The 19,304-nt window shown below is 71.9% G+C and carries 19 protein-coding genes and 1 pseudogene; 9 read left to right on the top strand and 11 right to left on the bottom strand.

The window, feature by feature from the left end:
* The first annotated feature begins 17 nt into the window (after nucleotides 1–17).
* The 5 genes and pseudogenes from ACFZDL_RS13005 to ACFZDL_RS12985 all read left to right on the top strand — a co-directional run bounded on the left by ACFZDL_RS13005 (nucleotide 18) and on the right by ACFZDL_RS12985 (nucleotide 2,908).
* Nucleotides 18–494 (top strand): hypothetical protein, encoded by a 477-nt coding sequence (locus ACFZDL_RS13005; protein ID WP_353589032.1) that lies wholly within the window; start codon nucleotides 18–20, stop codon nucleotides 492–494.
* Nucleotides 495–725: 231 nt separating this feature from the next.
* A pseudogene (locus ACFZDL_RS13000) lies at nucleotides 726–1,215 on the top strand (hypothetical protein).
* A gap of 71 nt (nucleotides 1,216–1,286) precedes the next feature.
* Nucleotides 1,287–1,643 (top strand): darcynin family protein, encoded by a 357-nt coding sequence (locus tag ACFZDL_RS12995; RefSeq protein ID WP_353589030.1) that lies wholly within the window; start codon nucleotides 1,287–1,289, stop codon nucleotides 1,641–1,643.
* Nucleotides 1,644–1,662: 19 nt separating this feature from the next.
* On the top strand, nucleotides 1,663–2,088 hold the full coding sequence (locus tag ACFZDL_RS12990) for a RidA family protein (protein ID WP_353589028.1): 426 nt from the start codon (nucleotides 1,663–1,665) through the stop codon (nucleotides 2,086–2,088).
* Between the two features lie 31 nt (nucleotides 2,089–2,119).
* The gene (locus ACFZDL_RS12985) at nucleotides 2,120–2,908 is read left to right on the top strand and encodes a hypothetical protein (protein WP_353589026.1); all 789 of its coding nucleotides are present in this window, start codon (nucleotides 2,120–2,122) and stop codon (nucleotides 2,906–2,908) included.
* Nucleotides 2,909–2,921: 13 nt separating this feature from the next.
* Here the strand turns inward: ACFZDL_RS12985 and ACFZDL_RS12980 are convergent, their stop codons facing one another.
* Nucleotides 2,922–3,590: a histidine phosphatase family protein gene (locus ACFZDL_RS12980; RefSeq protein WP_353589024.1), complete on the bottom strand. Its 669-nt coding sequence runs from the start codon at nucleotides 3,588–3,590 to the stop codon at nucleotides 2,922–2,924.
* Nucleotides 3,591–4,064: 474 nt separating this feature from the next.
* Between ACFZDL_RS12980 and ACFZDL_RS12975 the strand changes: the two genes are divergently transcribed.
* Nucleotides 4,065–4,562: a hypothetical protein gene (locus tag ACFZDL_RS12975; protein WP_353589022.1), complete on the top strand. Its 498-nt coding sequence runs from the start codon at nucleotides 4,065–4,067 to the stop codon at nucleotides 4,560–4,562.
* Between the two features lie 22 nt (nucleotides 4,563–4,584).
* Nucleotides 4,585–5,961: a hypothetical protein gene (locus ACFZDL_RS12970; RefSeq protein WP_353589020.1), complete on the top strand. Its 1,377-nt coding sequence runs from the start codon at nucleotides 4,585–4,587 to the stop codon at nucleotides 5,959–5,961.
* A gap of 3 nt (nucleotides 5,962–5,964) precedes the next feature.
* Here the strand turns inward: ACFZDL_RS12970 and ACFZDL_RS12965 are convergent, their stop codons facing one another.
* Both ACFZDL_RS12965 and ACFZDL_RS12960 read right to left on the bottom strand, forming a co-directional pair.
* Complete coding sequence (locus tag ACFZDL_RS12965) at nucleotides 5,965–6,972, bottom strand: MASE1 domain-containing protein (RefSeq protein ID WP_353589018.1); 1,008 nt, start codon at nucleotides 6,970–6,972, stop codon at nucleotides 5,965–5,967.
* A gap of 82 nt (nucleotides 6,973–7,054) precedes the next feature.
* The gene (locus ACFZDL_RS12960) at nucleotides 7,055–7,882 is read right to left on the bottom strand and encodes a PP2C family protein-serine/threonine phosphatase (protein WP_353589016.1); all 828 of its coding nucleotides are present in this window, start codon (nucleotides 7,880–7,882) and stop codon (nucleotides 7,055–7,057) included.
* Between the two features lie 333 nt (nucleotides 7,883–8,215).
* Here ACFZDL_RS12960 and ACFZDL_RS12955 point away from each other — a divergent pair, with 333 nt between their 5' ends.
* Nucleotides 8,216–8,998, top strand: coding sequence for an alpha/beta fold hydrolase (locus ACFZDL_RS12955; protein ID WP_353589014.1), 783 nt, complete (start codon nucleotides 8,216–8,218; stop codon nucleotides 8,996–8,998).
* Here ACFZDL_RS12955 and ACFZDL_RS12950 read toward each other — a convergent pair whose 3' ends face one another.
* The 6 genes from ACFZDL_RS12950 to ACFZDL_RS12925 all read right to left on the bottom strand — a co-directional run bounded on the left by ACFZDL_RS12950 (nucleotide 8,999) and on the right by ACFZDL_RS12925 (nucleotide 15,810).
* Nucleotides 8,999–9,670 (bottom strand): lytic transglycosylase domain-containing protein, encoded by a 672-nt coding sequence (locus tag ACFZDL_RS12950; protein WP_353589012.1) that lies wholly within the window; start codon nucleotides 9,668–9,670, stop codon nucleotides 8,999–9,001.
* Nucleotides 9,671–9,738: 68 nt separating this feature from the next.
* On the bottom strand, nucleotides 9,739–10,419 hold the full coding sequence (locus tag ACFZDL_RS12945) for a VTT domain-containing protein (RefSeq protein WP_353589010.1): 681 nt from the start codon (nucleotides 10,417–10,419) through the stop codon (nucleotides 9,739–9,741).
* Between the two features lie 211 nt (nucleotides 10,420–10,630).
* The gene (locus ACFZDL_RS12940) at nucleotides 10,631–11,110 is read right to left on the bottom strand and encodes a DoxX family protein (protein WP_353589008.1); all 480 of its coding nucleotides are present in this window, start codon (nucleotides 11,108–11,110) and stop codon (nucleotides 10,631–10,633) included.
* Between the two features lie 42 nt (nucleotides 11,111–11,152).
* Nucleotides 11,153–13,084, bottom strand: coding sequence for an FAD/NAD(P)-binding protein (locus ACFZDL_RS12935; protein ID WP_353589006.1), 1,932 nt, complete (start codon nucleotides 13,082–13,084; stop codon nucleotides 11,153–11,155).
* Between the two features lie 163 nt (nucleotides 13,085–13,247).
* Nucleotides 13,248–15,023, bottom strand: a complete 1,776-nt coding sequence (locus ACFZDL_RS12930; RefSeq protein WP_353589004.1) for an alkaline phosphatase D family protein — start codon at nucleotides 15,021–15,023, stop codon at nucleotides 13,248–13,250.
* A 115-nt stretch (nucleotides 15,024–15,138) separates the two neighbouring features.
* On the bottom strand, nucleotides 15,139–15,810 hold the full coding sequence (locus tag ACFZDL_RS12925) for an HNH endonuclease family protein (protein ID WP_353589002.1): 672 nt from the start codon (nucleotides 15,808–15,810) through the stop codon (nucleotides 15,139–15,141).
* Nucleotides 15,811–16,251: 441 nt separating this feature from the next.
* On the opposite strand from ACFZDL_RS12925, the gene ACFZDL_RS12920 reads away from it, so the two are divergent.
* Entirely contained in the window at nucleotides 16,252–16,833 is a 582-nt protein-coding gene (locus ACFZDL_RS12920) for a TMEM165/GDT1 family protein (RefSeq protein ID WP_353589000.1), read from the top strand.
* Nucleotides 16,834–16,946: 113 nt separating this feature from the next.
* Here ACFZDL_RS12920 and ACFZDL_RS12915 read toward each other — a convergent pair whose 3' ends face one another.
* The gene (locus tag ACFZDL_RS12915) at nucleotides 16,947–17,609 is read right to left on the bottom strand and encodes an HAD-IA family hydrolase (protein ID WP_353588998.1); all 663 of its coding nucleotides are present in this window, start codon (nucleotides 17,607–17,609) and stop codon (nucleotides 16,947–16,949) included.
* Nucleotides 17,610–17,894: 285 nt separating this feature from the next.
* The gene (locus ACFZDL_RS12910) at nucleotides 17,895–19,124 is read right to left on the bottom strand and encodes a peptidoglycan-binding protein (protein ID WP_353588996.1); all 1,230 of its coding nucleotides are present in this window, start codon (nucleotides 19,122–19,124) and stop codon (nucleotides 17,895–17,897) included.
* Between the last annotated feature and the right edge of the window lie 180 nt (nucleotides 19,125–19,304).

Raw genomic sequence — 19,304 nt, 5'->3', positions numbered from 1 at the left:
CAGAAGGAGAGCGACGCATGCGACTGGGCATCACCGGCCACTGCGGGCTGCCACCCGAGACGGAACAATTGGTCCGTGCGGCCCTGATAGCGGAGATCAAGCGGCATCCCGCGGAAGGGCTGGTGGGTGTCTCGTGCATCGCTGATGGCCCTGACGCCTGGTTCGCCGAGATGGTCCTGGACGCGGGCGGACAGCTGGAGGTTGTCCTGCCCGCAGAGCAGTACCGCGAGGGCCTTCCCGAGGAACACCACCGGATTTATGACGAGCTCATGCGGCGTGCGGCGGAAGTCCACCGCACGGGCATGGTGGAGTCGGACTCCCAGGCGCATATGGCCGGTAGCGAGATTCTGGTGGGCGTGGTGGATGAGCTCGTCGCTGTCTGGGATGGGCAGCCAGCCCGTGGGTATGGGGGTACAGCTGATGTCGTCGCCTATGCCAACCGTACGGGCGTCCCTACACGGGTGATTTGGCCGGAAGGCGCTACCCGGGACTGACCCGGACGTGAGAAACGCCCCCTCCCGGCCGCAGCTGAGAGGGAGCGGGTTCCCGCTCCCTTCGAGATCAGTTCGTACATGGTGAGAGCAAGAGCGGCGAGGCTGACCAGCACAGCCAGGGGAGGCAGCGGCCAGCGGGCCCGCTCAGCCCGCCGGACTTACGCCGACCAGGCTGGTGGCCACATCCGCACTCTGCTGACCACATGATCAGGAAGGCAACGCCCCCCCCCAATGACGACGATCGCTGTGACCGGGCACATGGACCTCACCGACGAGTCGGTACCGCTGGTGCGCGCCGAGCTGGACAAGACCCTCGCCGCCTACGATTCCACCAGCCTGGTCGGTGTGTCATGCATTGCGAAGGGCAGCGACAGCCTGTTCGCCGAGGCGGTTTTGGCGGCTGGGGGGGAGCCTGGTCGTGGTGATTCCGTCGCAGGACTACCGGCAGGCGAAAGTGAAGCCGGACCACGCCGAGACCTTCGATCGACTTGTGGAGGCAGCTGACGAGGTTCTGGTGATGCCTCATGAGACGGCGAATCGGCAGGCGTACGAAGCAGCGAATGCCGTGCTGCTGGAGCGCGCAGATCGGCTGGTGGCTGTGTGGAATGGGCAACCACCGGGCGGTAGGGGCGGTGGCACCGCCGACGTGGTGTACGAAGCGCGTGAGGCAGGCGTCCCTGTGGATGTCGTCTGGCCGGACGGGGCATCCCGCCGGGCATGATGCCTGGCGGCCGGGTGCGTCTTTGCCGAAGGGGCATCCGGACGGTCGGCCACTGATCCACAATGATGCGCATGAGCGACGCACAGCCACAGCCACGGTTCACCATATTCGTCCACCTCACGGCCCTGCCGGCGTGGCTTGCCCTGGGGCGGCCCGAGCGTCAGCGGATCATCGCCGATCATGTGCAGCCGCTGCTGGAGAAGCACTCCGCCGTGCAGGTCCGCTGGTTCGATGCCGAGGCGTGGGCGGCCGCTCCGTCCGATGTGCTGGTGGCGACGACCGACGATCTGACCGCGTGGTCCGACCTGTTCGAAGGCCTTCGCGACAGCCCGCTGTGGAGCGTGCCCTACTTCCGCGTGGAGTTGGTGCTGCCGACGATCGAGGACGGCTTCGCCGACTACGAGCGTCGTACCGGGCAGCGCGGCTGACGTGCACACCTGACACGCCGTGGCGCGCGCCGTGCAGAATGCCCGCATGATCAAAGGCGTTCACACCGACAAGGCGCCGTTCGTGCGCTTCTCCGACGGCACCGAGCCGCCCCTGTCCCAGGCCGTCGTGTCCGATGGCCTGGTCTTCACCTCCGGACAGGGGCCGCTGGACCCCGTCACGAACGAGATGCCGGCCGGTTTCGCCGCGCAGGTGACGCAGGTGCTGAAGAACCTGGTGGCGGTGTTCGAGGCGGCGGGCAGTGGTAAGGACCGGATCGTCAAGTGCACGTGTTATCTGAGCGACAGGAAGAACTTCCCGGAGTTCAATCGCGTGTACCGGGAGTTCTTCGCGGACTGCGCGCCGCTGCCCGCCAGGACCACCGTGGTGGCGCAACTCGTGCGCGAGGGTGTGCTCGTCGAGATCGACGCGGTGGCGGAAGTCTGAGGGGCGACGGAGCGGACGGAGTGACGGCGCGGTGAGCTACATCGAACGGTACTACCCGACCGTCATCGTCGGGCTGCACGGTGTTTTCCACCAACACCCCTGGATCGCCCGGCTCCAGGCCGAGGAGGACCTCGACGAGGACGTCTTCAGCCTCGCGGTGAAACGGGCCGAGGCGTACGGGTGGACCACCACGGGCGGCGACGACCTGGAGGGCGCGCGGTGGGGGCACAACGACGCGGGTGAGGACTGGACGGAGGACGGCCGGACACGTCAGATCGCCTGGCTCCAGATCGCCGCCGAGAGCCTGCGCGGGCAACGTCTGCCGGTTCTGCCGGCGGCGAGGATCCTCGGCGACGCGCTGTGCCGCATGGGTACGTTCCGGCTGACGGGTCTGCACGCCCTGGCGCCGCTCCACCTCGCCCCCGACAGCCTGCCCCATCTGGCGGGCGCGGCGGACTGGTTCGCGCTCGCCGACCCCGACGGCGCCGTGGAGTTCACCGTGACGGTCTCGGCGAGGGAGGCGGTGGCATCGGCCGTGCGGCGCCATGACGTACCGGCCCTGGCGCGGGAGCGGGCCTTCGGGCGGCTCGCCGTCGAGGCCGTACCGACGGGGTCCGGCACCCAGGAGGGGCTGGCCCTGCCGGTCGCGGGGGAGGTGCAGACGGAAGGGATGCGGCAGGTGCTGGCGCTGCGCTGCGGCGGGCGCTCCTGGTGCCTGGACACGGCCGTCTGGGCCACCGAGATCGTGATCGACGCGCTGCGGGCGGCGGGAGCGACCGAGCCGGTCCTCATCGCGGTCTCGGGCCCCACCGCGGGCTGACGGCCGGCGCCCGTCACGCCCGCAGCTCGGGCGGGAAGCCGGTCCAGCGCAGGTCGGCGGGCAGGTGGGACATGTCGTTGTAGAAGAGGACGGAGGACGGACGGCCGGGGGCGTAGCGGATGACGGTCAGCGCCGCGTTGGCGTGGTTGAGGCCGAGCCAGCGCCAGTCGGGGGCGTCCTGGGCCGCGCGGACGAGCCAGCCGATGAGGAAGTTGTGGGTGACGACCAGCTCGTGGCGGGGCTCGTCGCCGGGCACCGGGCCGGTGAAGAGGGCCTCGGCCTCGCGGGCGAGGGCCGGGCCGTGGTCGCGCGCCTCCGGGGGGAACCGGCTGAGGAAGCCGAGGAGGGCGTCGGCGGCGTCCGCGGGGAGTTCGCTCCGGTCGGGGACGTACGGGAGGTAGTCTCCGGCCGGTTCGGACGGGCGGAGGAGGACGCCGGGGTCCGCGGGGACGCCGGGGAGGCCGGGGCCAGCGGGGCGCTGGGTGAACTGCTCGGCGATCAGGCGGGCGGTCTGGGCGGCGCGGGGGAGCGGGCTGTGGTGGATGGCGGACAAGGGGCGGCCGCGCAGCCGCTCACCGAGCAGTACGGCCTGGCGGCGGCCGTTCGCGGTCAGCTCGGTCTCGTCGGGCGAGGCCTCGCCGTGGCGGGCCAGGTAGAGGTAGCGGGCGGCCGTTGTGGTCATGGGCGTAGGGGTGTCCTTCGCGGGGTTTCTCGGGCACCTTTGGGGACGTCCTCGGCTCGGCCGGGGTTGCGTGTCCCTGAGATCGGTCCTGGCGCGGAAGCGGCGGTGTGGTCGCTGAACTCTCGGTGAAGGTTCCCCCGGATGAGTTCAGGAAAAGTTCAGGGGGAATCCGACGCCGTGCATCCGGGAAGCCCCAGTACTACCTCGACTACCAGGTGAACGTCTGGGACCGGTACAGCTGGAACGAGAGTTCGGTGACGCACTACGACTACCAACAGCCGGGGTCGGACGGCGTGTACGACGGGCCGGGGCCGAAGGTCCAGGACCGGCCCCGGCCCCCGGGTCCGCAGCCGGAGCGACGTCATCCGATTCAGCTACCATGCGTTGTGATCTGCGATCCGGTGCGCCGCGGCCAGGGGAGGAGCGGCCGCGGCGCCGGATGCGCGGACACCCTCTACTGGAGGTAACGGGGAAATGTCATTCGACAGTGAGTGGTCTCAGCTCAAGGCGGACGCGTCCGAGCGGCAGAGCGCCCGGACGCGGCTCAACCAGCTCCCCGCGGACGGCGGCGGGAGCGCGCCGGCCGCGAGCGGCGGCAAGGCCTCCGATCTGATCGTGCGCCAGGACGACTTGGGCGCCGTGGGACACGAGGCCTTCGTTCTGCACGGGGAGTTGCAGAAGGTGGCCGACATCGCCGGGGCCGGGGCGAACAAGGACGGCGTGGGGTCGTCCATGCAGGCGGCCAAGGCGCTGAGCGACCACAACTTCACCATGGGTGACGCGCTGAGCACCACGGTGTCCGTGTGGAGTTCCCAGGTGAAGACCGTGCTGCAGATGTGCGCCCACATCTCCAATCACCTGGACTACTCGAAGAAGGCACACGCGCACGACGACGCGCAGATCGCGGCCTCCTTGCGGAACCGGGACGGCTCCGCCGTGAGCGTTTCCGAGATATCCAAGATGGTGAAGTAACAAAAACCACGGGGGAAAGACGATGGGGGCTCTCACCTACGCGGATCTCATGGCCGTCGATCTGGGGAAGCTCGGCACCGCGGTCACGGACTGGAAATGCTCCGTCGACGGTTTGAAGCGGCTGATGAGCGACGCCCGTTCGGGCCTGCAGAAGAAGTCGGAGGGGGCGCGGTGGGCCGGGCTGAACGCGGATGTCACGCGTGAATTCGTCGGCAAGACCGCGAAGGAGATCGCGGATCTGCACAAGGAAGCCAGCAGTATCTGGAGCGTCCTGGACGACGCGCATTCCCAGCTGACCGAGATCCAGGCCGGCGTCAGGTCGATCGTCGCGCAGGCGCAGGACGACGGGCTCCGGCTCTCCGACAACTTCGACGGCACCGTGCGCTTCCTCTACCCCCATACGCCGGGGGACGACGGGGTGCGCACGCAGAAGCAGCTGGACACCCAGGAGGCGTACGCCAACCGCGTCAACCGGAAGATCGCCCGGGCCGCCGAGATCGACGGCATCGTGAAGGCCGCGCTGGCCAAGAGCCACGGCGGCGACGCGTACAACGCGGGCCACGCCCAGTACCACTCGCTGACGGACGTCCAGGTGGACCGGGCCATCGACCTCGCCTCGCTGGGTCAGGGGGTGAACCCCCGGCAGCGTGCCGAACTGCGCGGGATCTGGGACGGCCTCAGCCCGGAACTGCGCGGCCGGGTCTGGGAGGCCGACGCGATGGGGCTGCTGGCGGCCGGGATCACGGATCCGCAGTACAAGTGGAAGCCGGCGGACGTGGGGTCCGGGAAGTTCCACTCGCGCGATCCCGGCTACAAGGACTACTTGTTCCAGGTCGAGGCGAAGGCCATGGCGAAGGGCGGCCGGCTGGCGGGCTACGACCAGGGGGCCCGCGCGTTGGCCCACTACCTCGCAGGGTCCGGAAAGCCGCTGGATCTGGACATCAACCGCATGTGGGACGAGGACGAGGGATTTCGGAAGGCCGCCACGGAGAACCTCAGCAAGCATGAGGACGAGTGGCGGCAAAAGGCCCTGAAGGCGTTCGAGGAGTCGGGCGGCCGGCCGGTGGCCATTCCGGTGGAGACGAAGGCCCAGGGATACGAGCAGGGCGACCGCGACTGGAATTTCGCCGTCGGCCACGCGATGGTGAACCATTCGGGAGTCGTGAGCGTGGAGCCCGGCCCGCACGGGAAGCCCAAGGTGTCCCTCGACTACCAGGTGAACGTCTGGGACCGGTACAACTGGGATGACGACACGTCCTTCGACATCGCGGGCGTCACCGTCACCGGCGAGCAGATGCAAGGGCTCCACCAGACCGGCCTCGCCCAGGAATTCAACATGCACGGCAGCAGCTCGACGCGCTGGCGCGACCTGACCCAGGGGCAGGAGCCGAAGGGCTGAGGGCTACGGGGAGTCCGGGGGCCGCTCGCCGTGGCGCGGCGGCGGCCACTGCCGTAGCACCTCGCCCGGCGCCAGCCGGACCACCACCTCGGCGAGCTGGGTGCAGATCAGCTCGATCTGCTGGCGGGTGCGGTTCCGCTCGGTGATGATCGCCGACAGCAGCAGCGCGGTCAGCGCGGTGGAGCCGTTGAACGCCTGCAGGGTGACCATCCGCGCCAGCAGCGTATGCCCGGCGAACGGGCCGACCCCCGCCGCCGTCGCCTGGATCGCGCACAACGACACGATGAGCGAGCACGGCGCGGCCCCCGCCAGCTGGAAGCGCAGCGCCGCCCAGATCAGAAACGGGAAGACCAGGAAGAGCAGACTGCCGACGGAGTGCGTGGCGAGCAGCGCGACGGCCGCCGTGGCCGCGAACAGCAGCCCCGCCTCGGCCCACCGGTAGGGGCGGACGCCGCGCGGCAGCCGGGCCCTGCTCAGCATCAGCAGCAGCGGTGTGACCACGAGGACCCCCATCGCGTCCCCCGTCCACCACACCGACCAGGTCGACCAGAAGGCGTCGGCGGGGAGCGCGCCCTCCAGGACGAGCACGCCCGTGCCCACCGTGGAGCTGATCAGCATGCCGGCCAGCGCGCCGAGGAAGACCAGCGACAGCGCGTCCCGCAGCCGGTCCAGCTCCGGGTGGAACCCCATGCGCCGCAGCAGCAGATACGAGCACACCGGGGACAGGGTGTTGCCCGCCACGATCGCGACGACCGCGGCGGCCGTCGGGCCGATCGGCGCGTTGACCAGCAGGGCGCCCAGCGTGATGCCCGGCCAGCTGCGCAGGCCGAGGAGGAGGAGACAGGCCAGGGCGATACCGGTGGGCGGCCAGAGCGGGGTGACCTGGCCGCGCACCAGCTCCTGCAGCAGCCCGATCCGGGCCCCGGCGTAGTAGGCAGCCGTGACGGCGGCGATCCGCAGGCCCGTGGCGCCGTATCGCCGGATCCAGTCGTCGCCTGCCACAGCGGCCATCAGACAACGCCGTCGCAGTGGGGCGTGGGTGACACGCAGAGCCGCGGCGCGGCGTCCGCCGCACGGCGGAACCGGGGCGCGCTCAGGGCCGTACGCCGTCGTGGCGGAGCACCAGCACGGCCGCGTCGTCGCTGTGGCCGGTCCGGTCGGCGACCTCGCTCACCCGCGCGGCCAGCTCCTCCGCGTCCGCGTCATAGCCCGCGCCGACCAGCCGCGACACCTCCGCCAGCCCCTGGTCGATCGAGTAGGACGGCCCCTCCACCACCCCGTCCGTGATCAGGACGAAGGCTCCCGCCCGCGTCAGCCGGTGCCGGGTCACCGGATAGATCTCGCCGGACTGGATCCCCAGCGGCAGGCCCCCGGGGTCCCAGACGACCTCGGCCGGGGAGTCCGCCGAGGCCTGGATGGCCGGGACGTGGCCCGCGCGGGAGCAGGCCAGCTCGCCCGCGACCGGGTCGAAGCGGACGAAGGAACAAGTGGTGAACAGGTCGCTGCCCATCGAGATGAGCAGTTCGTTGACCCCGCGCAGCACCTCGCCCGGGTCGCAGGTGGCGGTGGCGACGGCGCGCAGCCCCGTGCGGACCTGGCCCATGAAGGCCGCCGCCTCCACGTCATGGCCCTGGACGTCGCCGATGGCGAAGCCGACCGAGGCGGTGCCGGGCAGCGGGAAGGCGTCGTACCAGTCGCCGCCGACGTCCAGCCCGTCCCGCGAGGGCGTGTAGCGGGCCGCGGTGTGCAGGCCGGGGAGCGTCGGCAGTTCGGAGGGCAGCATCTGGCGCTGCAGGGCCACGGCCAGCTCCACCCGCGCCTGCTGCAGCTTGATCCGCTCCAGGATCTGCGCGGTCAGCCGGCCCAGGGCGCTCAGCGCCTGTTCGGTGGATTCGTGCGGTGCGGTGCGGCGGCGGTTCATCGGTGCTCCGAGTGGTGCCTCCCAGCGCCGGCTGGGGGAGCTCTGGCCCGCGTCTTATGTTACGCGCGGTCACGGGGGAGGGGGCGGGCCGGGGAGGGCCATTCGATGTGCCGCTGCCGCCGCATCGCGCGGCCCGTCGCGGTCCGCGCCCAGATCGGGACCGTGGGTGAGCGGGGCGGGCGGCGCGCCCCGCCCTCGCTGCCTGTCAGGTCACGGTCAGGCCTTGCTACGCATATGCGCAGCGGCCTTGCCGAGGCCGCCGGTTGGCGACACCGTTGTCCGGCAACGGGCACGCGCGCCGCGTGCCCGTCTTCGACAGGGACCGGAGGTGCCATGGGACCGATCGTTCCACCCCTCGTTCCACCGTTCGAGCTCGTCGGTGAAGGGCCGCACCGGGTCGTGGCCGTCCACGGCTGGTTCTCGGACCGCGCCGCCTTCGCGGCCATGCTGCCGCATGTCGACCGTCGGGCCTTCACCTACGCACTCCCCGATCTGCGCGGCTACGGGGAGGCGCGGGACATCCCCGGTGAGTACACCACCGGCGAGGCGGGCCGTGATCTGCTCGCGCTCGCCGACCACCTCGGCTGGCAGCGGTTCTCGCTCCTCGGGCACTCGATGGGCGGCGCCGTCGTGCAGCGCGTCGTGGCCGCCGCCCCCGACCGGGTGGGGCGGCTTATCGGGGTCGCCCCCGTCCCCGCGAGCGGGCTGCCGATGGAAGGTGAGCAGTGGGAGCTGTTCACCTCGGCCGCCGAGCGCCCCGAGAGCCGACGGGCGATCATCGACTACACCACCGGCGGCCGCCACCCCGCCGCCTGGCTCGACCTGATGGTCCGGCACTCGCTGGAGCACAGCGACGCCAAGGCGTTCCGGGCCTGGCTGGACTCATGGGCGCTGGAGGACTTCCACGAGGACATCGTGGGGTCCCGGGTGCCGGTCCGGGTGGTGGTCGGGGCGCAGGACCCGGCGCTGACGGCGGAGGTGATGCGGCAGACCTGGCTGCGCTGGTATCCGCGCGCCGACCTCGTCGAGCTGCCCACCGCCGGGCACTACCCCGCCGACGAGGCGCCGCTCGAACTCGTACGCGCCGTAGAGGACTTCATCACGGCGGACGCGTGATCACGGACCGGAGCCGTCGGCTTTGAGGGCCGAGCCGGACGGGCCGGAATCGAAGGAGGCCGAGGCGCGGGCGGAGGGGGAGGAGGACGCGGAGGGGCGCGCCGAGTGCTTCGCCGCGTACTTCTCCTCGCTCTCCCGGTACTGGGGGAGCAGCGTGTTCAGGATGCGGTCCACGTACTCACGGGTCTCGGCGATCCTCGGGACCCCGCGGGCCTTGAGGACCGCGGTCGGACCGGCGTTGTACGCGGCCAGCGCCAGCTTGGTCGGGTCGCCGGGCAGGGATTTCACCACGCCGTACAGATGGCACATGTAGCGAGCCTGCGAGGGGATGGCGTCCTTGGGCTCCCAGACGTCGGCCTTTCCGTCGCCGTCCCCGTCGCGGCCCCACTCGGCCCAGGTCTGCGGGGTGAACTGCGAGATGCCCTGTGCGTGTCCGGAGTCCGCGTCCGGCCGCCAGCCGCTCTCCGCGTGGATCTGCGCGGCCAGCAGCGCCACGCTCACCTTGGGGCAGGCGCGGGCGGCCGCCTCGACCACCGGGCGCTCGGCCGCGGGGATGGCCGGAAGCTCGGGCTCCGAGGGGGTGGTGAACTGCCGTAGGACGAGGATCCCGGCGGCGAGCACCAGGGCGGCGCCGGTCAGGGCGGCCGCGGTACGGCTGCGGCGGGTCACCATGCGGGCGCCGGAGGGACGGGGATGTGCATGAGGGGACGGTAGCCGGATTTTGGAGCCGGGTCCGTGATTCAGTGCTGCCCGGCTCCGCTCACCGCCGACTGCGCCGCCGGGAGCGGCTGTTCCTCGTCGGCGGGCCGCCTCATCACATAGGCCGCGCCCGCGCCGGCCGCGAAGAGCGCGAGCACCGAGACCGCCGTGCCCAGCCAGGTGGCGCCGAGCCACTGGCCGCCGACGTACCCCAGGCTCACGCTGTAGGCGGCCCAGGCCAGTCCGGCCACCGCCGACCAGGGCAGGAACTCCTTGGCCCGGCGGTGCGCCGCGCCCGCGCCGAGACTGACGACGGATCGTCCGGCGGGCGCGAAGCGGGCTATGACGACCAGCGCGCCGCCGCCCCGGACCAGCGCACTGCCCAACTTCTCCTGGGCGGAGGTCAGCCGGCGGGAGCGGGCGATGGCGCGGTCGAGGCGGTCGCTGCCGCGCCAGGCCAGCCGGTAGGCGACCATGTCGCCGAGGACGGAGGCGGTGGCGGCGCACAGGATGAGGGCGAACATCTGCGAGAAGTCGGCAGCGCCCGCCTGGACGCGCACCACGCCCACCGCGTCCACGGTGGTTCCGGCGGCCGCCGTGGCGGCCGTGATGACGAGGACACCGCTCGGAAGGACGGGGAGGAACACGTCGAGGAGAACGGACATGCCGACAACCGCGTAAATCCATGGGGTGTTGGTCAGCGACCCCAAATGCTCCAGCAACGTTTCTCCCGATCCGGTTCCCCCCGGCCGCGCCGCCGCGGGGAGCGGCGGAAGCGGCCTTTTCACAGCCATACAGCGTACGCCTGTGACGGGTGAGGATATCGGCAAGAAGGTGTTGATGTTGTTCGAATCACGTCACACGGGGATTGCCTCCCCGGTGACGAATGGGAGGTACCCCCGCATAACGTGACCCGTGGCGTGCGGTGGAGGCTCAGGCCGCGGTCGGCTGACGGTGTGTCTCGGAGGCCGTGACCGTCTGGCGCGCGGAGCCGAGGAAGCGGTCGAGGGCCCAGGGGCCGGGGCCGGTGAAGACGATGAGCAGGAACGCCCAGCAGAACATCGCGGCCGCCTCGCCGCCGTTCTGGATGGGCCACAGCTTCTCCGGCTGGTGCTCGTGGAAGTACGCGTACGCCATCGAGCCGGAGCAGATGAACGCCGCGCTGCGGGTGCCCAGGCCGAGCAGCACCAGGCCGCCGCCGACGAGCTGGATCACGGCCGCGTACCAGCCGGGCCAGGTGCCGGCGTCGACGGTCTTGCCGGTGCCCATGAGGCCGCCGAACCAGCCCAGCAGCGAGGAGGCGCCGTGGCAGAAGAAGAGCAGGCCGACGACTATGCGGAAGAGCGAGAGGACATACGGTCTCGTGCTGTCCAGACGGTCGGCGAGACCTTGGGGGGTGGCGGACGGGGACATGGGGACAGCTCCTTGTTCCGGGGACGGGAAACAACGGGAGTGTCAGGTTAGGTTCCCCTCACCTTTTGTTGCAAGTTCAAGTTCCGCCAACTCCGGCCCCACCGCGCGCAGCACCGCGCGGGCCACCGCGTCGGTGTCGCACAAGGTCACCGAGTTGACCCCGGGCCGTGCGCCCGCCGCCGTGACCCAGTGCACGCCCTCCGTCGGCACCCCGATCGCAAAGCGCCGTGGATGGGGCCGCCCCTCCGCGTCCACCAGGCGATATGGGCTCGGGGTGACGTCCAGGCCGCCCGTCTCATAGCCCTCCACCCGGTGCGGACGGCACCCCCCGGTGCGCAGCAGATGGGTCAGCAGCGGGTCCGCGGTCCGCCGCAGATCGGGCTCCGGCAGCCGCGCCTCGATGAGCGTCGTCGCCACCACCCCAGACCCCGGCACCCGCGCCGAATGCCCCCCGAAACCAGGGGTTCCGCCCGGCTCGCTGACGGTCACTTCGGTCACCTCCAGATGCGGACCGAGTACGTCCAGCACCCCCGCCTCGATCAGCGCGGCCATCTCCTCGATGCGGCGGCGCGGCGGGCCGATCGACAAAAAGGCGTTGAGCGGGGTGTACCAGCGATCGAGATGGGACCGGCGCGAGCGCCCCGACAGACCGCCGTGGTCGACGATTTGCCGCAGCTCATTGCGCAGATCACGAAGTACGTCGAGGGCCGCCTTGACGGGGCCCGAGACATTCCCGAGCCGGGCGTGGGCCACGTCCTCGCGGGCGTACACCAGCAGCCACCGCCGGAAGTCCTCCCGCCCGGTGAAGTCCCGGCCCTGGTGCGGATGGGCCACCGAATCCCAGCACCATCGGTCGGCCGGTGCGATGCCGAAATCGTCCAACACCGCCGCCTCTTCCGCCCCGCCGTGCTCGGTGGCCAGAAAACGCCCCCTGAAACCCGTGAAGCCCGTAGATCCCTGCCGTCCCTGCTGACTCTGCTGGCTCGATTCACCCGACTGCCCCCGCCGGGCCGTCTGGTCCGGCCGGTCCGTCCGGCCCAGCAGCGCCTCGTAATAGACCGTCTCGGCCTCCTTCGCGACCAGCGGCCAGACCTCGGTCAGGAAGTCCGGCGGATCGCCGGATTCCGCGCGCTTGCGGAAGTGGCTGATCACCTCGGGCGTCAGCAGCAGCGGATCGTGGCGCCCGTGCGGTCCCTTCGCGTTGTCGCCCCGCGCGTGGTACGGAATGCCGCGCCGGGAGCCCGCGTACAGCCGCGGCTCGCGGCCCGAGGGGCGGTAGACCAGCGTGCCGCCGTCGCCCGGCGCGAAGCCGCCGCCGCGGCCGACCGTCAGCAGCGCCATGTGGTCGAAGAAGTTGAGACCCAGGCCGCGCAGCAGCACCGGCTCGCCGGGCGCGATGGGCGACAGATCGACGTCGGCCGGGTTGGCGGGCGGGTAGTAGCGCAGCCCATGGCGCCGGGCGTGCGCGGCGAACCGTTCCTCCGCCGCATCGGCCACCGTCGGCAGATGGCCCTGGGCCAGCACGACCGCCCGCAGCCCGTCGAGCCGGCTGCCGTCCTCCAGGGTCAGCACCTGCTCGCCGCCCGGGCGTTCCTCGAGGCGCACGGCGCGCGCGGCGTGCACCCGGACGGTCACCGTGTCCGGCGCGCCCCGCACCACCTCCCCGAACACCCACTCCAGATAGCGGCCGTACAGCGCGCGGCTGGGGTAGTCGTCCGGGCCCAGGGCCGGGTCGAGCCCGCGGGCGGCGACCCACTCGTGCAGGCTCGGCCCGGTGCGGACCGGCCCCTCGCATGCGACGCTCGCGTCGGTGAAGAGGGTCACCTGCGAGGCCACGGTGTTCATCAGCAGCTCGCCCGGCTGGGCCGTACGCCACACCCGGCCGGCGCCGGGCGGGGACGGATCCACCATATGAACGGTGAGCCGCGCGCCGGCCGCGAGCTCCGGGGCCGAGGCGCACAGCCGCTCGAGCACGCTGGTGCCACGGGGACCGGCACCGACGACGGCTATGGCGTAGGGGTCTCCGGTAAAGATGGTGTCTCCCGGGGCAGATGTGACTCAGGGAGCGCCCATCATGCCGCCCGGCTCCCGGGAATCGCGCCGAGGTACGGAACTCCGGCCACCGTTGTGGGAGGGATCACGCGGCCCAGTCCGTCTCCAGGGCCGTGACCAACCGCGCCCCGCCGCCCGACGGATCGGGCAGGGCCTGGTCGAGCCGCAGCCGCGCGGCGCGCCCGCGCAGCGTCAGGGTCATCAGCTGGTTGCCGAACCACGGGCCGCCCGTCTTGCGCCAGTCGAGGCGGCCCGGGGCGACCCGTCCGTGCCGGGCGAAGGCGCGGCCGAGCCGACGGCCCGCCCGGCTCCAGCCGAACCGGAAACCGAGCCGGATCGAGGCATAGGTGCGGTTGTGCACGGGCGAACACGTCAGCTGCCGCACCTGGCTGTCCGGCGGCTGCGGCCAGCGCGACCAGTCGGGCTCGGCGACATACGCATGGTGCACATCGCCGGACAGCACGCTGATCGTCGCCGGCGCCGAGGGCCCGCCGCCGACCTTCGCGATCAGCTCGGTCAGCGCCTCGAAGGACGCGGGAAAGGCGGCCCAGTGCTCCAAGTCGCCGCGCCGGCGCAGGTTTTCCGCGAGGCGCGCCCAGCGCGGGCCGCGCCTGCCGCAGCACACCGCCGCGTTCCAGGACTCCACGTCATGGACGAAGGGCGGCAGCAGCCAGGGCAGCGAGGTGCCGATCAGGAGGTGGTCGTACGGCCCGGCGCTGCCGCTGGTGGCGTAGCTGTCCGTGCCGTCCAGCGCCTGCTCGCGCAGCCATGCCAGCTCGGGCTCGGCGACCATCGCCCGCGCGCCCTCCTCCAGCACCCGCGCGGCCCGGGTGTCGACCATCAGCAGCCGCACCCGCCCGAAGTCGCGGCGGTAGCTCCAGCGGGCGTATGCGGGGTCGGCGTCGGCACGGGCGGCGAACTCCCGCAACAGGGCCGTGCCGTCCGGCGCGGCCCGCACCGCCGCGTACAGCTCATCGGCGGCCAGCTCGGCGGGGGAGAGATTGCCCAGGTGCTGATGGACCCAGTACGACATCAGACCGCTGAGGATGCGCTCCTGCCACCACGGTGTGGCGCGCATCTCCCGCTGCCACGCCTCGCTGGTGTTCCAGTCGTCGATGACATCGTGGTCGTCGAAGATCATGCAGCTGGGGACGGTGGAGAGCAGCCAGCGCACCTCCGGGTCCAGCCAGGACTCGTAGTACAGCCGGGTGTACTCCTCGTAGTCGGCGACCTGCTGCCACGGGGGCCGTGTCACATCGCGCCGCCCGGCGAGCCAGCGGCGGGTCTCCTCGGAGGTCTCGTCCGCGTAGACCTGGTCGCCCAGCAGGACGAGCACGTCGGGGCGCTCGGCCCCGGGCGTGTGGGCGAGGGTGTGCGCCAGGGTGTCCAGGGCGTCGGGGCCCATCGGGTCCGCCGAGGCGTCGGCGGGCGCCGCGGCCCACCGGCAGGAGCCGAAGGCGACGCGTACGGCGGCAGGGGCGGCGCCGTCGGCGTCGTCGGCTTCGGGGCCGTCGGGCTCGGCTTCGGGGCCGTCGGGCTCGGCGTCGGGGCCGGCGGGGCCGGCGGGCCGGGCGGGGGTGCGGATCGTGGAATCCGGGAAGCGGGAGTCGGGCAGCGGCCACACCTGCTCGCCGTCCAGCAGCACGCGGTAGGCCGTCTCACCGCCCGGACGCAGTCCGGTGACCGGGACCAGGGCGTAGTGGTGCCCGGCGATCGACCAGGTGCGGGCCGCGCCGCCCGCGCCGTCGGCACACCGCACCTCGGCCTCGCAGGGGTGGTCGGCCTCGATCCAGACGGTCGCGCTGGTGCCGGTTTCCCAGTCGACATGGCGCAGCAGCGGTCCCAGGCGCAACTCGGCCATCCGGCCCTCCTCCGTCGCTTCGGCGTGCAGGCGTCACGGTACGGAACGACGGAGGAGGGCGCGGCGGTTCCGGTGCGGAGCCTTCAGCACCCGTTCGTGGTTGCGGGGCGGAGCCTCAGCAGCCGTTGAGGATGGAGCTGAGGGCGCTCTTCTCGGCGGAGTCGACCGACAGGTCGTAGTAGTACTTCACCTGCACCCAGGCGCGGGCGTAGGTGCAGCGGTACGAGGTGACCGGCGGCAGCCACTCGGCCGGGTCCTTGTCGCCCTTGGCCTGGTTCACGTTGTCCGTGACGGCGATCAGCTGCGGACGGGTCAGGTCGTTGGCGAAGGACTGGCGGCGGGAGGTGGTCCACTCGCTCGCGCCGGAGTCCCAGGCCTCGGCGAGCGGGACGAGGTGGTCGATGTCCAGGTCGGAGGCGGCGGTCCAGGTGGCGTTGTCGTAGACGGAGCGCCAGGTGCCGCTGACGGCGGCGCAGCTGGAGTCCTGCTGGACGTTGGTGCCGTCGCGCTTGAGGACGACCTCGCGGGTGTTGCAGGCGCCGCTCTGGGTGATCCAGTGGGGGAAGAGATCACGGTCGTAGCCCGTGCGGTCCTCCGTCGCCACGGTCAGCGAGGCGAGGTAGGTGCGGGCGGTGGCGGCGCTGACGGGGGTGGGCAGTGCCGCCTGGGCGGCCGGGCCGTTGAACAGGCCGGTCAGGGCGATCAGACCGGTGGCCGCGGCCAGTACGCTCAGCCGTCGACGCGCGTAGAAGCCGCGCCGGGTGAAGGCGTTGCGTATTCGGGACATGCGAACTCCCTTGTGGTGGGGGATGGTTCGGCCCGGTGAGGGCCGGGTAACGCGGGGGTAATGCTGTCGCCGGAACGTTTCTCTCCGGAGTGCGACAGGTAACAGATTGGCGACATGGACACGTCATGTCGAGAGGGTGGGGCCCGGCAATCTCATCGGGCCGGCGGACCGCCGTCCGGGCCGGCGGACCGCCGTGAGCCACGCGCCGACGGCGTCGCGTATCCTTGCCGACAGCAGAAGGGGAGTAGCTCTTCGCCGGACCGTCGACATACTGCCCGTCCCTCGTGGCCGGGCCGGCGCCCGGAGCGTATGGCACCCGTCCCGGTGGGAGGTGCGTACGCCAGCGAGACCTTCGGCCGCAGTGTCCGACGCTGCCGTGCCGAAGCGACCCCTCCCCACGGGCCCCTCTCGGTGCGGCCCGAGCCCTTGAGGTAACCACCCGTGTTCAGTCTCACCGTCGCCGCCGTCGTCTTCGGCGTCGTCTTCCTGGCCGAGCTGCCCGACAAGACCGCACTCGCCGGGCTGATGCTCGGCACCCGCTACCGCGCCTCGTACGTCTTCGTGGGGGTCGCCGCCGCCTTCGCGGTCCATGTCGTGCTCGCGATCGCGGCGGGCAGCGCGCTCGGCCTGCTCCCGCACCGCCTCGTCCAGGCGATCGTGGGAGTGCTCTTCCTCGGGGGCGCGGCGGTGCTGCTGCTGAAGAAGGACGACGAGGAGGAAGAGATCCGCACCCCCGCCGACCAGAGCTTCTGGAAGGTCTCGGGGGCGGGGTTCATGCTCATCCTGATCGCGGAGTTCGGCGATCTGACCCAGATCATGACGGCCAACCTGGCCGCCCGCTACGACGACCCGCTGTCGGTCGGCATCGGCGCGGTGCTCGCCCTGTGGGCCGTCGCGGGGCTCGGCATCGTGGGCGGCCGCACGCTGATGCGGTACGTGCCGCTGCGGCTGATCACGAAGGTGGCGGCGCTGGTGATGCTGGCGCTGGCCGGGTTCAGCCTGTACGAGGCGGTGGCGGGCTGACGTACACCGCGGCCTGAGACCCCGGCCCGGGCCGGGGTCTCAGGCCGCGGTGCCGTGCCCGGGGTGTGCTGCCCGGGGTGTCCTGCCCGAGCCGTGCTGTCCGAGCCGTGCTGTCAGTCCGTGAAGCGCAGGCGCAGGGTGCCGTCCGGCAGCGCCTCGACGCGGACCCGCTCCAGGTCCTGTACGTGCGCGTCAGGGGCGTGGGCCGCGGCCCGGGGGCCGACCCCGACGACCCGCATACCGGCCGCCCGGCCCGCCGCGATGCCCACCTCGGAGTCCTCGAAGACGACGCACTCCTGGGGCTCGAAGCCCAGCTCGGCCGCGCCCTTGAGGAAGCCCTCCGGGTCCGGCTTGCTCGCCCCCACGCACTCCGCCGTGATCCGCACGCCCGGCATCGGCAGCCCCGCCGCGTCCATCCGGGCGCGGGACAGCCCCTCGTCGGCGGAGGTGACCAGGGCGTGCGGCAGGCCCGCGAGCGAGGCCAGGAAGGCCGGGGCGCCGGGGATGGCCACGACGCCGTCGACGTCCGAGGTCTCCCACTCCAGCATCCGCTGGTTGTCCGCCAGGTTCTCCTCGACGGGCCGCTCGGGGAGCAGCACCGCCATGGTGGCGTGCCCCTGCCGCCCGTGTACCACCTTGATCACGCTGTCCCCGTCGAGCCCGTGCTCGGCGGCCCAGCGGCGCCAGCAGCGCTCCACCACGGCGTCGGAGTTCACGAGCGTGCCGTCCATGTCGAGGAGGAGGGCGCGGGTGGTGAGCGGGGCGGTAGCCGGCATCGGCGTACTCCAGGGCGCGGGAAGCGAGACAAGTGGTCCCGCCCGCCGGTCAGGGAGTGCGGGCGGAACCACTTTGTTCCTCCACGATACAAAGAGCGCCGCCGGTGCGCCAGTGGCCCCGGCGGGTTCCCTCAGGGATCCGCCGGGGCTTCTCCAGGCCGTCGCCGGGCCTTCGCCTGGGCGTCGCCGGGTCTCACCGGGTCGCCGTCGTGTCTTTACGGCTCGTGTTCCATGGCTCGTGTTTTTACGGCTCGTCCCGCGGCTCGTGTTCTACGGCTCGTGTTTTTACGGCTCGTCGGTCCGCGACTCCAGCGCACGGCGAGTATTGGGCCCGTAGACCCCCTTCGGGTCGCCCTCCACCCCGTATGTGTTCTGGAAGCTGGTGACCGCGTTCCGTACGGCGTCGTCGTAGTCGCCGTCCGACGGCCCGAGGTAGAGCAGCAGCTGGCCCAGGCGCTTCTGGAGCTCGACCACTTCCGAGCCGCTGTCGCCCTCCTGGAGCACCGGCGGGCCGGTCGGGGTCGGGGTCTCCGTCGGGCTGGGGGTGACGCTGCCGGTCGCGCCGGTCGCCGAGGGGGTGGGCGGGGCGGCCGTCTTGGCGGGCTCCTCCGACTTGAGGGTCGAGGGCGAGCGGCTGGGCCGCGGGCTCGCGCTCTCCTTCTTGGAGGCGGAGGGTGTCGCGGTCGGGGTGGCGGACGATGCCGAGGGCGAGGGCTTGCCGGGCGTCTCGTCGTCCTTGGCCGACGGATCGTCGTCCGGCGCGCTGGAGCTCGGGTCCGACAGCGTCCGGTCGGCTTCCTGGTCGTGCTTCTTGTCACCGCCCAGTAAACCGGTGCCGAAGGCCAGCGTGCCCGCCACCGCCACCGCGGCGGCCCCCGAGAGCACCGCCACCACCGGGCCCCTGCGGCTCTTGCGGTGGCGCCCGGTGCCGGACGCGGCCCCGCCCTCGGCGGGGACGGGCGCGTCGGCCCCGGCCCGCGCGGGCTCGATCGACCCGATCCTGTCGATGGGCTGGGTGACGGGTTCGAACGCCTGGGTCACCGCGGCGGCCCCCGCGGCTCTGTTCCCTCTGCCCGTTCCGGCCGCTGCGCCACCAGCGGCGTCGTCCGCCTCGTCCGCTCTCCCGGCCCGTTCCCTCCCGGGCCGTTCGAGTTCCGCGTCCACATCGTGGGCGTCGCGGTCCTCATGAGCGGATCTTCGGGGCGTCATGCGCTCGAACAGCCGGATGTCGCGGAGCTCGGGGCCCTTGCGGCGGTCTTCGCCCGCGAGCGTGACGTACGGGCGTGGGCCCATCGGGTCGTCGCGTATCTCGTCGTCGAAGCCGTCGCGCCGGTCCTCGCGCGTGCTGTCGCGCATGCCGTCCCGGCCGCGTATGCCGTCGCGGTCGTCGCGCATGCGGTCCTCGCTGTCGCCCGCCGCCGCGGCAGCCGCGGCGGCGCGCGCTGCACACGCGCAACCGGGGCGGCCGTTCTCGCGCGCCGGCGCGAAGCAGTGCGGGCAGAGGTCTGCCGTCACGGGTCTTTCCCTCCCTGGACTCGCAGCGATTATGCAGAGCCTGTCATGTCCGCGCAGCGCTTCCCAACGAGTGTGGGCCTTCTCGAGAGGCCGTACCGGGTCATAGAGGTGAGGATGGGGATGAAGGACGCGGATCAGGACGACGGCGACGAGTCGAGGACGAGTCGGCGGCGAGTCGAG

The sequence above is a fragment of the Streptomyces sp. NPDC007917 genome, assembly GCF_042959105.1.
Lineage (GTDB): Bacteria > Actinomycetota > Actinomycetes > Streptomycetales > Streptomycetaceae > Streptomyces.
The sequence above is the reverse complement of the archived record's forward strand: the minus strand, read 5'-3'. Positions and strand labels throughout refer to the sequence as shown.

Excerpts from the sequence above, each read along its gene's own strand:
- ACFZDL_RS13005 (WP_353589032.1), top strand. The coding sequence starts at position 18 with ATGCGACTGGGCATCACCGGCCACTGCGGGCTGCCACCCGAGACGGAA.
- ACFZDL_RS12995 (WP_353589030.1), top strand. The coding sequence starts at position 1,287 with ATGAGCGACGCACAGCCACAGCCACGGTTCACCATATTCGTCCACCTC.
- ACFZDL_RS12980 (WP_353589024.1), bottom strand. The coding sequence starts at position 3,590 with ATGACCACAACGGCCGCCCGCTACCTCTACCTGGCCCGCCACGGCGAG.
- ACFZDL_RS12975 (WP_353589022.1), top strand. The coding sequence starts at position 4,065 with ATGTCATTCGACAGTGAGTGGTCTCAGCTCAAGGCGGACGCGTCCGAG.
- ACFZDL_RS12970 (WP_353589020.1), top strand. The coding sequence starts at position 4,585 with ATGGGGGCTCTCACCTACGCGGATCTCATGGCCGTCGATCTGGGGAAG.
- ACFZDL_RS12965 (WP_353589018.1), bottom strand. The coding sequence starts at position 6,972 with ATGGCCGCTGTGGCAGGCGACGACTGGATCCGGCGATACGGCGCCACG.
- ACFZDL_RS12960 (WP_353589016.1), bottom strand. The coding sequence starts at position 7,882 with ATGAACCGCCGCCGCACCGCACCGCACGAATCCACCGAACAGGCGCTG.
- ACFZDL_RS12955 (WP_353589014.1), top strand. The coding sequence starts at position 8,216 with ATGGGACCGATCGTTCCACCCCTCGTTCCACCGTTCGAGCTCGTCGGT.
- ACFZDL_RS12950 (WP_353589012.1), bottom strand. The coding sequence starts at position 9,670 with ATGGTGACCCGCCGCAGCCGTACCGCGGCCGCCCTGACCGGCGCCGCC.
- ACFZDL_RS12940 (WP_353589008.1), bottom strand. The coding sequence starts at position 11,110 with ATGTCCCCGTCCGCCACCCCCCAAGGTCTCGCCGACCGTCTGGACAGC.
- ACFZDL_RS12930 (WP_353589004.1), bottom strand. The coding sequence starts at position 15,023 with ATGGCCGAGTTGCGCCTGGGACCGCTGCTGCGCCATGTCGACTGGGAA.
- ACFZDL_RS12925 (WP_353589002.1), bottom strand. The coding sequence starts at position 15,810 with ATGTCCCGAATACGCAACGCCTTCACCCGGCGCGGCTTCTACGCGCGT.
- ACFZDL_RS12915 (WP_353588998.1), bottom strand. The coding sequence starts at position 17,609 with ATGCCGGCTACCGCCCCGCTCACCACCCGCGCCCTCCTCCTCGACATG.